The 12290-nt window shown below is 39.5% G+C and carries 8 protein-coding genes; 4 read left to right on the top strand and 4 right to left on the bottom strand.

Going from position 1 to position 12290, the window contains the following annotated elements:
• The first annotated feature begins 386 nt into the window (after positions 1 to 386).
• Both N477_RS14395 and N477_RS14400 read left to right on the top strand, forming a co-directional pair.
• Positions 387 to 1358, top strand: coding sequence for a hypothetical protein (locus N477_RS14395; protein ID WP_063362956.1), 972 nt, complete (start codon positions 387 to 389; stop codon positions 1356 to 1358).
• 44 nt (positions 1359 to 1402) lie between these two features.
• The gene (locus N477_RS14400; RefSeq protein WP_063362955.1) at positions 1403 to 2968 is read left to right on the top strand and encodes a HEAT repeat domain-containing protein; all 1566 of its coding nucleotides are present in this window, start codon (positions 1403 to 1405) and stop codon (positions 2966 to 2968) included.
• A gap of 71 nt (positions 2969 to 3039) precedes the next feature.
• On the opposite strand, the gene N477_RS26085 is transcribed toward N477_RS14400, so the two are convergent.
• Entirely contained in the window at positions 3040 to 3207 is a 168-nt protein-coding gene (locus N477_RS26085; protein WP_155731905.1) for a hypothetical protein, read from the bottom strand.
• Between the two features lie 76 nt (positions 3208 to 3283).
• Positions 3284 to 3754, bottom strand: a complete 471-nt coding sequence (locus N477_RS14405) for a hypothetical protein (RefSeq protein ID WP_063362954.1) — start codon at positions 3752 to 3754, stop codon at positions 3284 to 3286.
• 428 nt (positions 3755 to 4182) lie between these two features.
• On the opposite strand from N477_RS14405, the gene N477_RS14410 reads away from it, so the two are divergent.
• A complete protein-coding gene (locus N477_RS14410) occupies positions 4183 to 5817 on the top strand; it encodes a PKD domain-containing protein (protein ID WP_063362953.1) in 1635 nt (544 codons plus the stop codon).
• A 60-nt stretch (positions 5818 to 5877) separates the two neighbouring features.
• On the opposite strand, the gene N477_RS14415 is transcribed toward N477_RS14410, so the two are convergent.
• Positions 5878 to 6891: a hypothetical protein gene (locus N477_RS14415; protein ID WP_063362952.1), complete on the bottom strand. Its 1014-nt coding sequence runs from the start codon at positions 6889 to 6891 to the stop codon at positions 5878 to 5880.
• Positions 6892 to 7104: 213 nt separating this feature from the next.
• Between N477_RS14415 and N477_RS14420 the strand changes: the two genes are divergently transcribed.
• Entirely contained in the window at positions 7105 to 9906 is a 2802-nt protein-coding gene (locus N477_RS14420; RefSeq protein WP_155731906.1) for a tetratricopeptide repeat protein, read from the top strand.
• A 671-nt stretch (positions 9907 to 10577) separates the two neighbouring features.
• On the opposite strand, the gene N477_RS14425 is transcribed toward N477_RS14420, so the two are convergent.
• Complete coding sequence (locus tag N477_RS14425; RefSeq protein WP_063362950.1) at positions 10578 to 11255, bottom strand: DUF4386 domain-containing protein; 678 nt, start codon at positions 11253 to 11255, stop codon at positions 10578 to 10580.
• Between the last annotated feature and the right edge of the window lie 1035 nt (positions 11256 to 12290).

Here is a 12290-nt window from a genome sequence, read left to right on the forward strand (position 1 = left end):
TTTGAAAATTAAACAGTATTGTGTCTGTTTTATTAATTCAAATGAAATTTATGCATGTAGCATACTTTTATTTCTATATTGTGAATTGTTGGATTTTGCATCATCTATTGTCTCAAGCTTTATTTTAATAGGATTTTTGGTTTTATTTTATTTCTCCCTCTAACTTTTTAATTAAATTATAACAATAATACCATTCCTTATTATTCTAAATAATGTATTAGTGAAGTTTAAAATACGTATTTTTGTGAGGGTTTCTGATAATTTTCCCGCTTTTATTTATCTGAAAAAGGTAAAAATGAAAGTTAATTGTAAAAAAAGTGTGTTATCTTGGTCTTGTTGCGCAACATATATACATTTAAAAACTTAAAAGATATATGAGGATAACCATGAAATTTAAATACGCTGCATTGCTAGGTGTTGTCTCTGCGATTACATTGTCACCTGCTGCAAACGCTTACCTTTATAAAGACCCAGGCTATGTAGAACGCAATGTGAGAACTATTCAAAAGAATAATGTGATTGGTCAGTCGCACCAATATCGTGATCAGCAGGGCTGGATGTATGTCGATCAGGTCAGTAATGGCGCGACGCAAGGGGCGTATCAGGCTGGAAATTGGATAAAACTACATAACCGTAATTTTAAAATGTCCATCGGAGAATTAGAGTTTTCCTTTGATCCAAGCAAGCTGGATTGTACACAAGGCATGAGCTTTAACTTTACTGTTGGCGATGACACGGTAGCAAGCTTTAAACCAAATTGTGATGACTTACTGAATGCTTCTATCACTTATCCAATCGAATATTATTTTGATTTAATTCCTGAGCCTATCAAGCCTAAAGTTGAGCTACCTCTTGATCCATTAGGGTTATTAAAAGTAGGTGTTAAATTTGGTGCAGGTGTTGAAGCCGGTGCAGAATTTACGGTTGGCGGTGTAATTGGTGGTCATGGGAACGAGGAGCCATATGAAGTTGACGGCATAAGGCGTCCAGACTATGTGTATGCATCTGTTGAACCTTATGTTGGCGGTCTGGTATCTAGCTCTGCCTACGGCTCCTTTGGTCACGGTATTTCTGAGGCGGGCGTAAAAGGTAAATTAAATTTACTTAAAGTCAAAGGTAAGGGGTATGTAGAAGCAGGGATCCGCCGTGTGGTTCAAGATACGCAAGTTGTTGAGCAAGGTTTCTTAGAGCTCAAAATCAGCACCAAGCTGACAGGCGGTGATGGCAAAATACAAGCTTACTGCAAAAAGCTATGGGGCCTACTGCAATTTAATGTGGACGTCATGAAGTGGGATCCACTATATACGCGTGAGACAGTGCTATACGAATACGCTAGCCCTGTCTGGGAAAATCTATAAACTGTAAAACGTGGTGGCCTAGCCACCACTTTTGAGATGAGTCCATGAAAAAAACAATTTATATATGCGCCGCTGTAGCAGTGGTAGTTGGCTTGGCGATACTCAACTCTTTGAGCAATAATGATAAAACATTAATTGAGCCTGAAGCAGTTAAACAAGGGCAGTCAAAAACACTGGCTGAAAAATCGTATTTTTTTGCCTATCAAGTCGATATTCATTCTGCTGTGTTGAGTGAAAGTGGTAGCGCGATGACATTTTCTGAGTTGAGTTGGAAAATGAATTTCCAACCCCATGCGTCTGCATCGATCAAGTCAGCCGCCATGCTGAGTGATATTGTGTTTATGGCAGACAATAAGTTACAAACAATGCCCACGCAAATTCCTTTTTTGGTGAAGTATCAGTCTCGACAATTTTCAGAGCTTGATATGCTTGGGTTAAGTGAGCAGCATCCATTATCTGTGCTATCTAAAGTACTTGATTTAATGAGTTACTCATTGGACTCACCGCTTACTTTTGAAGATGCGTTGGGCGTAAAAACATTTCAGTATGTTCAACAAGATAATGTGATAGAACGAGTAGTGACAGCCCATCAAAAACATGCAGACAACACAGAAGAAGAACAGTGGCAGATCACTTTGCATTTATCCCGTCCAGGCACACCATTGACTCTAGAATATAATAATAATCAAATTTGGCAGCGCAGTGGACAACGCTATGAAGTTGTACAAACTGTGTCAGTTAAGCCTATTACACACACGCCTTTTGAACCCGTTGATTGGCAAGCTAATCACAACACACATATTCTGCCTGATGATATCGCACAGAGCACAGGTATCGAGGTCACAGGGGATAACTTTTTGGAGTATATACAGTCGCTAAAAGGTAATTTAGATCCTAGCTTAGCAAAAGCGATTGGGCTATATATGCTTAATAATTTTGACCAAAGTGGTTTAAAAGGCTTGTTCGTGCAGCATGAAAATTTAACTTCTGCATTTATCTACGCGTTACAAAAAGCACAGACTCTTCAGGCTGAGCAAATGATCTCAGATCTTTTGACTGATGATGAGTTAGGCGTGCAGGTACAGCAAAAGTTAGTGATGGCGTTAGGACGCTTTGAAAATGCATCGGATATTGGTTTCTCTAGCTTAAGGCATGTGGTAGAGCAAGGATCAAATGAGGCGATTTCCGATATGGCGCTACTTAACATGGGCACAATGAGTAAGTTTTCTCCAGCGCAATCCAACCAAGTGGCCGATTATTTGGCTGATAAAATGCGCAGTCCAGTTCACCTTTCAACCGCAGTGTTAGCGGTGGCCAATAGTAAAAACCCTAAGCTGATTGCAAAACTCCCAGCCTTGCTTCAGCACTCGGATGTGCAAGTTAGAAAGAATACCATTAAATCTTTAGGGCAAATGGCAGATTATCAGGATCAGGTGATAACGAGCTTGTTAGCATCTCCTGAAATGGCTTCGATTGATGCCTTCGCTCGTGTATATCAGCAAGCAAACTATAAATTATCAGCTATGAATATAGAGCGCTTAGATGGTCTTTATCAATCGCAATCCAATCCGGTGATTAAAAAGAGACTGAGTACGATTATGAATATGTAATTATTGAATGTAGGCAATTCATCATAAGTGAGTCTCTACTTTTTAAAGCAACGAGACTCATCTTTCATACATTAAATTTCTTCAGTACACATGCGTTGTGCAATACTCTGATTGTTACAGTGATCTGGGCCATATGTTCTGCGGCCACCACCTGCAATGTTAGGTGTGAGTTTTACCGGTAATGCGAGTGTGTCATTACTTAATGCTTTGATCTTTTTCTTGTTTAGTTTAATTTTCATCTGTTTTCCTTAATGATGTGGCGTGCCCGATCTGTAGGTACGCATTTAAAAGGATTTGTTAAACAAATAGTGAAGATTATTGTTTAACCCAATCTACGATATAGCCAACACAAACAAAGTGCATTGGTTGATCGGTAAAGTCTGGTCTGCAGCCGCCCACTTCAGTTGCACCGCGTTGTCTCAGAATTGACATAGCGTGCTCAGGTGAACCACCTCGCGCTTCGATAAGGACTTTATCTTTGCAATATCTCACATTTGTTGTTTTTGTCTCGGAATACGCAAAAGGCACGTTTGCCAAGCAAGTGGCATAGACTTGATGTTTGGTTGCAGGGTTATAAACCCAATCTCCGATGAATGCTGTATGGTTTGTCGTTAAATTGATAAACCTGCTGATATTTTGAAATGAACCGTTTACTAAAGCACTACAGTTTGCGAAACCTTGATAATAATTGATTTTGCTTGTTTCGACTTCAGTTTTACATTCTTGTGCGAAAGCATTGATAGAGCCGAAGGCAAAAAGTAAGCCCATTGCTAATTGTTTTTTCATTATTTTGATTTCTCTTTTAATGTTATTAAGTATTGTTTGGAGACGAATGCCAGTTAACAACTGGATGTTAAACGTATGAATATAGGTACTTACATAACTTAGCATTTGACTTTTTTGATAGTAAGCTGGCAGATCTTCCGGTTTATTTTTTAAGGTTATGATATTTGGTTTAAAAACTATTATTATTCGAGTTTTTGATTGGCAAAATGACGTTCTTCAATGCTGCATTTTTAATGGTTTAATCGTAGATTGACAGGTTTAAACATGAGATAGATAGTGACAAGAACCGCGAGGTTTAAAGTTTCCTGTCATGATTTGTTTACATGGTGATTTAAAGTTTTACCTTGAATTTAACTTTGCAATAACATAGATTTCATAAGCTTTTTATTAAAAAAGCACAATAATTACAATTAAAGGATTTTAACCTTATGACATCATGTAAAGTAATCAAATCAATACTTCCTGTGTGCGCGCTAGTACTTGCTAGTGGCACGCAAGCAAGCGTTCAAGATACTGGCGTTGCCCAAAAGACTGAGATCGCCCAAGCGGTTTCTTATCAACTAAATTTAGGCCTTAATAGCATAGCTAACTCTACCAATAATGAGTTTGAACATGTTATTAATTACCCTAACGCGCACTTCATCAAAGTGAATTTCGCTAAGTTTTCTCTGCCAAAAGGTGCTTACCTTGAAGTCAGTGACTTGAAAGGTACGGAAGTATATCGTTATGACCAAAATGACAGCGGTGTCTTTTCATCTATGTCAGTCTCAGCAGATACGATCAAGCTGAAATTGGTTGTGAGTGATACAAGTCTTTGGGAGCAAGGACATGGTATTGAAATTGCCGACTTCTTTGCTGGGTACTCTGATACTGAGATTGCAGCGAATGAAGTTATGTCAGGTTTTGACATGATTGAGCCTAATTCTACTTGTGGTATTAACGAACGCAGAGATGTCGCATGCTGGGAAACTTCTCATCCAGTTGAGTATGAGCGAAGTCGCCCAGTTGCACGCTTACTAATTGGTGGGCGTAGTTTGTGTACCGCTTGGCGTGTCGGTGCCGGTAATCATATGTTTACCAATAACCACTGCTTTGACTCGGCAGCAGATGCGAAAAACGTGGAGGTATGGTTTAACTATCAACGTTCAGCATGTGGTACAGGTAGTACAAATGGCACTGTTAAAGTTATGGCAGATCAGCTGCTTGCGACAGATTACAGACTGGACTACACGTTGTTTACAGTCAATGATTTTGAAAAAATCAGACAGTTCGGTCATTTTGGTTTAGATGTATCATCCCAACAAAAAGGCCAGCGTATTTTCATTCCACAGCATGGTAGCGGTAATCCAAAAGAGCTAGCGATTGAGAGTGATCAAAATACGGGTGGTTACTGTCAAATTGACCAAACAGTGACAGCAGGTCGCGGATCAGATACTGATATGGGTTATAAATGTGACACCATAGGCGGCTCTTCAGGTTCGCCAGTTGTGTCTGCTTATGACAATAATGTCATTGCACTGCACCATTATGGTAATAGCACGCAATGTACAACAAAGCTGAACCGCGGTACCCGCATTGAATTGATCTGGCCAGAAGTAGCAACACACTTTGGCGGTGTAATTCCGAGAGGAGATAATGGCCCTGTTGATAACACTGCACCAGTTGCAAACTTCTCTTTCACACAAAGTGGTTTGGCTGTGACTTTTACTGATACTTCCTTTGATGACAAAGGCGTGGTTAGCTATAACTGGCAATTTGGCGATGGTACTACGAGTCAATTGAGAAACCCTGTGTATACATATGGTTCTGAGGGCACTTACAGCGTGTCTTTAACTGTAAAGGATGCTGAGGGGTTACAGTCAACCAAGACTCAACAGGTATCTATTTCTCTAGGTGGTGGCTGTTCGGTTGATGCGTGGTCTGCGGGTAAAGTGTACTTAAAAGGCGACCAAGCGTCACAAAATGGCAGCATTTATGAGGCGCAGTGGTGGAACAAAGGCGCGTCACCTGCAGAGCACTCATCTAAATGGGAAGTGTGGCAGTGGGTTCGTGACTGCAACTAATTACTCACAAAGTTGATTTTAAAAAGCCACTATTGCAATTGCATAGTGGCTTTTTTATTTTTAGTCAGCGTCATTATTGCCAACGAAGTGCTCAATTGGCAGTGTGATCTCAGTTCTAAGCAGTGTTCTAGTGTGTTTGGCGTTATTCATTGAAGCTTGATTGCCAGCGTAAATATAGCCGCATATAAACTCAAAACGTGCACTAATTTGGCGGAGTAGCTCAGCTTGGAGCTTAGGGCCAAAGCCTTGCCCTCTGTGCTGTTTTGCAATGATAAAATCACAGATAAGAACGCCCTTATAGCCTAGTTCAGTACAAGGTTCTAGTATTAATGCACCTATTTTTTGTGTTGGTTGGTGTGCTTTGTAAGCGACATAACACAAGTTGTTTTCTATTGACTCAGCAACAGATTCTTTATCTTCGATTTCTAGGCGATCTTTTAACTGCGGAACGTCTTTATGAAAAGTGTGGTATTCATCTTTATACCAAGACCAGTCATTCGCCATATCAAATGGTTTAAGGGCGATTTCATTTGAGTTTAGTTTGCTAATATGTTCAATCTTAGCGCCCCAAAAACAGTCTTCTAATTCGGCACCCTTTACCTGTTTAAGGGCGTTAAAGTGAGCGCTGTTTGGCTTTGACCATATAGAAACCATTTCAGGCTTACACCAACTAAAAAACGCTAAAATCTCAGGCAGGTAAAGCTTGAGATCTGCAAATTTAACCGCTTTTTCGCCAATGACTTCTATTAATGTTTGATCTAGGTTGTTGCGATAAATTCCAACTAACCAAAGTGTGCCACAGGGCAATTTAATTACCTGGTCGTGTAAATGTTTGTCTGGAACAGTGTCTGCAATTTTTCGGCGGGCTCTTACTTCGGCAAAGCCATTTTTATAGTCATCACATCTAGCTATGAGATCTTTGCTTTCTGCTGCTATCGCAGCGTTTATGTCAAAACCTTGCAATGATTTGGTGTCATAGGTATCAATGACGCCTTGTGTGAGTCTTTCAAGTTCATTGTGTGTTGCCGACATTAACGATTTAAAAGACAAGGTTGAGTCCGTGTTACTCATCATTATTAAATACCAGCCCAGTTGGGCTGTACTCCATTTAATTTTATTTTTGCTGTGGAATTTATATGAGGGTTTTTTATCTTATTTCAATAAATTGGGTACAAATCGGCGGCATTTAAACAGAATTTTCACAACCAGCTAAACTTAACCCCATGGAGTCGCTCAGCAGATAAGATTTGTTTTTAGTTGCTTGAGCACAAAACACAGGTTGTAACGATGTCTGAATTAGCCTTGAACAAACATGCTGCTGTATTTTGTATTATCGTGCTATTTTTCAATAGCTTTGCGTTTGCCACCTTGTCCAATGAGCAACTTGTTAAAAACATTGAAAATAGCCAAGGCACCGCAAAAATCGAAGCGATAATCGATTATGTACAAACAAACTTTCACTACAACACATCACAAGCGCTTGAATATGCCGATGAAGGGCTTCAACTTTTAGAACTACACCCAAGCCATGATCAGTCTGCAAGATTACTTAATCACCTGTCTCGTGCCTATATTTCTTATGGTGATTTAAACAAGGCGAATACAGTCGCTTTACAAGCACAGCAGTTTGCTCAAAAGAGCACTGTCATGGCAAACGAGCTGCGTGTGCAAATTGTGCTTGCAGATATTGCCATTCGCCAGCGCAAATATGACTTAGCCAGAGCGCGATTAATTGATGTGATAGAGCAGGCGAAGCAGGGAGAGTTTAAGGTTCACTTAGCAAATGCGCATCGTATTTCTGGGCATTTAGACAGTAAAACGCGAGATTATGAAGCAGCTCTTGGCAGTTATTTACAAAGCTTGAGCTTATATCGCAAGCTTAACGACTCTGTTATGTCTGCATCTATTCATCAAAGTTTGGCGTCTCTTTACAGGAAAATGAACTTATACGAAAAGGTCTTATTTCATCAAAAAAGAGCGATCCAAATCTCGTTGACACTCGATAACCCGAATCAACAAGCCATTTTTTACAGCAACATGGGCACTTATTTTGATGAAGTGGGTAAGTTTGAAAAAGCAATAGAGATGCACCTGAAGTCTTTAGCGCTGAAAGAAGAGCTTGGGTATAAGCTTGGCATGATCCACACCTATAATCGGCTTGGTAGCGTGTATCGAGAAGCGGGTGATTTTAAAAAGTCAGAGCAAATGCTCAAAGAAGCGGTTGCTTTGAAAAAAGAAATAAATAGACCTGATCCAAATATTTCCACTTACCTAGACTTAGGGCGTCTATACATTGAAACAGGGCAACTGGAATTAGCTGAGCGTTATTTGATACAGAGTATTTCGCTCTATCAAGGCTCTCCTTGGGAAGATAGAATTGCAGAGATCCATCAGGCGCTGGCGAAACTGCACTTGGTTAGACAACAGCCACGAAGTGCCATTGATGCTTATATGCGGGCGATAGAGATTGCTCAAGAACATCAAAGAGAGGCTTTACTCATGGAGTGCCAGCTTGAAGTCGCCGCTATATTTGAACAACAAGGCATGCACATGCAAGCCTTGGCGTACACCAAAGACTATTTAACGTTAAAAAATATATGGGAAGAGAAGAATAATCAATACCGGATCAGTGCGTTGGCGATTGAGTTTGGTGTCAGAGAAAAAGAGCGAGAAATAGCCAGTTTAGTCCAACAAAATCGCATCAAAGACCTTGAAATTGAAAAGCAAGCTGTACAACAAGTGGTTTTTTTAATCGGTATGCTATTTGTGTTTTGCTTTTTGTCTTTTAGTTATTTTTGGCGCACCAAAAATAAACAGCTCAGAGTCGAACAAGCGGCACTAAAGCAAGTTAGTGAAGTAAAAGAAAGGTTAAGCCATGCCCTTTGGGGGAGTGGTGATGAGTTGTGGGATTGGGATTTACAAACAGGTGTAATAACCAGAGATAACCAGATGAATAAGCTCTGTTTGCCATGTGAGCAAATTGGCGCCGATTTAAAAGCCATAAAATCCAGTGTTCATCCCGATGATTATGAACGTTTGCACAGTAAATTTAACCGCCACCTTGAAGGCGACAGTGACTTTTACGAAGTGAATTATCGCGTAATGACAAAAAGTGGACGATGGCTGTGGGTTTCAGACAGGGGGAAGGTCACTTCCCGAGCAAAAGATGGCACTGTGCTCAGAGTCAGTGGCACGATTAAAGACATTTCTGAAATTAAAGCATCGGAGCTGGCATTGGCTGAATTAAACGCAACGCTTGAGAAACGAGTTGAAGAGCGGACTTTAAGCTTAAAGCAATCAAGAGATGAATTGGCAGAGATACTCGAAGAGCTGACATCAACACAAGCCAACTTAGTTGAAGCACAAAAAATGGCGTCTTTAGGGCGTTTAGTTGCAGGGGTCTCTCATGAGTTAAATACACCGCTTGGCACGACGGTTACCGCTAGCTCGATATTGCTTAAAGAGTTGTATGAGTTTAAGTCTAAACTAGAAGCCAGTAAGTTAACGCTCAGTGATACAAAATCGTTTATTGATGTATCTTTATCGAGTATTGAGTTGATAGACAGCAATACTGAGCGAGCTGCTCAACTCATTAAGCGCTTTAAGCAAGCATCAGCCCACGAATATGTTAGTAGTGAAAGTCAGATTGATCTTAAAGCCTGCATTGAAGGGGTTATTGGGTTTCATGGTAAGGACAGTGATGTCATTGTTGAGATAGATTGTCCAGATAACTGCATGGTGCAGTGTGACTCTCAAGCGCTCGGTAAAATTTTTGAGGACTTGTATCTCAATTCACTGCTACATGGGTTTGAAGGAAAAGCGGGACACATATCAATAGATGTCACAGCTGAGCAAGAGCAAGTGTTCTTACGCTTTACTGATAATGGAAGAGGGGTTGAGCAGCAAGCGATAGCGCATATGTTTGAACCGTTTTATACCACGGCACGACATCAGGGTAAGGTAGGGTTGGGGCTATACATGGTTTTTAACCTGGTCACGTATGTTTTGCGAGGCAGCATTCGATATTGCCCACATGACAAAAAGGGGGCTTGTTTCGAAATAGTGTTTTCAAAAGGTGGTTCACTTTAATGGCGTTCTATGAAGGGCATAAAACGTATAATTAATTTTGTATTATGGTAAGCAAAAAGTCATACCTAATTTTTTATTTTTTGCAGAGTAAGTGGAACCATTTTTGGGCAGTTTAGGTGCTATTATAACCTTATCTATTAGCTGTTTATTGCTTTTTGGATTCTAAATAATAGTTGATGGCTTTAGTAATTAGTCTTGATGGACTAGTAAAGTGTGATTTTTATAAATTTAATAATATAGTTGTTTTTATTTTATATTATTGTAAAGTGATTTTTATTGGTCGGTTGTTGTTTTTATGATTGATTTTAAAGGGGTTAAAATTGATCTGAGCCTAAGGTTTTAAAAGGCGATCTTGGTTTGATTTAAACCCCTTCTATTTGTATGATTTTATGCGTTTTTATTTTGTTTCAGGTGGCTCGTGACAGGTGCGGCACTGAGAAGCGCTTCCAAATACAACTTCTGTTTGAGCTGTTGTATGAGGGCCACTAGATTTAGAGCCTCCAATAACCTTTAACACGGTTTTTTTATTAAGTTTAATCATTTTTATTATTCCTTTAGTTTATTTTAACTTGATTATAAAAGCATGTTTTTTTAATTTGTTCAATTGTTTTTTTAAGGTGTTTTTACTGCTGGTGGTGTTGTGGGTAATATTATTGCCACTAATATATTTATTAAATGTTCACTTTTGGTTTTTCGCTTAAATCAAAGCCTTTGAAAATCATCCATAATGGGAAGATTAATTCGTATAAGCCACCTGGGATATACATCCAAGCACCTGAGAAATCTAGACCGAAGTAATCAAAAGCGACTTTTAGTAGGAGTACTGCGTAACCAATCATGCCAAGTACTGAGATGGCTCTTGGAATTAGACGGTATTGGTATAAAGTGATGTTCAGTAAAAAGCCACATAAGCCAAGAGAAAACATGCCCATTAAAAAGCCAAACCAACGCTCAGATTTGAGTGCACTGCCCATCATATAAAGGTATTCACTCGATACATCAGGGTTTTCAATAACCTGTTTACCCATGGCAATCAATGTCATCAGCGTTACTGCACCGGTGATCAAGGTTGCGCCTTCAATTAAACGACCACTTACATACCCGATGGCAATGCGTTCACTGTATTGTCTGATAGTCGGGTAAATCAGAATGGACATGCCAATCACCGCAGCACAGTTAATAAACTCTAATAGTGCCGCAAACGCCAGAGATGATCTGTTAAGCGCCGCTTGCTCTAAAAAGTCTGGCTTAGTGAGTAGCTCATAAATGATGGAGTCGGCATACATAAATGAGCTGGTTGAGATCAGGATAAGTAATCCGGCAATGCGTGTAGCAAGTAAAGTAGACATAAATAAAACCCTTTTATTTGTTTGCTTACCGACATGCTTTATTTAAGTGTGCATGTCGACAGTGCGTTTTTAAGATGGGTCTATTGTTGTCGTAAATTGTGCTCAGTTCGTCCTAATAGGCCCGTTCGTTCTTTTTATTCGTATATTTATTAGTAAGTTATAAAAGGGGTTTATTTACTCTCGATGAAATGTAGACAAACCAGTTTTTATCGTTCAGTGTACATTGCACTGTCACTTTTAATTAAATTCAGAGTTGTACCAATGAATGGCTTACACGAATTTCTTAAGGTGTTTGTTTACTCTCGATGAAATGCCGACAAATCATTTGTTAGCGTTCAATGTACATTGCACTGTCACTTTTAATTAAATTCAGGGTTATACCAATGAATGGCTTACAAGAATCTATTTCGGTCGGAGGCCATTTGGGACAAAAGTAATTCGATATCTGTGAGCGAACTTTTCAGCGTGACGCTTTAATTTTGTCATCAAGCTGTTGGAAGTTGGTTTACCTTTATTTTATTGTGCTCATTTCATTGGAACTATTTAATCTGATTACGTATAAGCCTATGTTTATTAATGCTAATGTTTTTATTTTTTGTCGATGTTTATTGATCATCGTATTGATGCCAGCCTTGGTCGAGTGATGGGTTGCAGCTTGCCTTGTGCTAAAAACGTTCATCGATATAAGGCACACGTTAAAGAATAGCAGTCGCTTCAATCATGATCTCCTCATTTGGGTAACACCTGAACGTAAGTCAGATTGGGTTCATCAGTTCAGTCATGTGCGTATTTAATTAAAGTGTGATTGTGGCCTGAGTTATTTTTAAACTGCATCTTGTGTACTAAGGGAGTTTGTCGGGGGAGGAGATTGCAGTGGGTGCGTTTAAAAACAGAAAAAGGAAGCCGTATTTAGCTTCCTTGGTGGGTTTTATATTAATTAAGGTTGTGCTTTTGGTTTTGTGCGGCCTTGTTGATCAAATAGCCCTCTCTTAACGGCCCTGTCATTTTTACTGATATTCAGGCATACCTAGCCTG

Source organism: Pseudoalteromonas luteoviolacea H33-S, from assembly GCF_001625695.1.
Lineage (GTDB): Bacteria > Pseudomonadota > Gammaproteobacteria > Enterobacterales > Alteromonadaceae > Pseudoalteromonas > Pseudoalteromonas luteoviolacea_B.

Coding starts and splice junctions, on each gene's coding strand:
- N477_RS14395 (WP_063362956.1), top strand. CDS start 387: ATGAAATTTAAATACGCTGCATTGCTAGGTGTTGTCTCTGCGATTACA.
- N477_RS14400 (WP_063362955.1), top strand. CDS start 1,403: ATGAAAAAAACAATTTATATATGCGCCGCTGTAGCAGTGGTAGTTGGC.
- N477_RS26085 (WP_155731905.1), bottom strand. CDS start 3,207: ATGAAAATTAAACTAAACAAGAAAAAGATCAAAGCATTAAGTAATGAC.
- N477_RS14405 (WP_063362954.1), bottom strand. CDS start 3,754: ATGAAAAAACAATTAGCAATGGGCTTACTTTTTGCCTTCGGCTCTATC.
- N477_RS14410 (WP_063362953.1), top strand. CDS start 4,183: ATGACATCATGTAAAGTAATCAAATCAATACTTCCTGTGTGCGCGCTA.
- N477_RS14415 (WP_063362952.1), bottom strand. CDS start 6,891: ATGATGAGTAACACGGACTCAACCTTGTCTTTTAAATCGTTAATGTCG.
- N477_RS14420 (WP_155731906.1), top strand. CDS start 7,105: ATGTCTGAATTAGCCTTGAACAAACATGCTGCTGTATTTTGTATTATC.
- N477_RS14425 (WP_063362950.1), bottom strand. CDS start 11,255: ATGTCTACTTTACTTGCTACACGCATTGCCGGATTACTTATCCTGATC.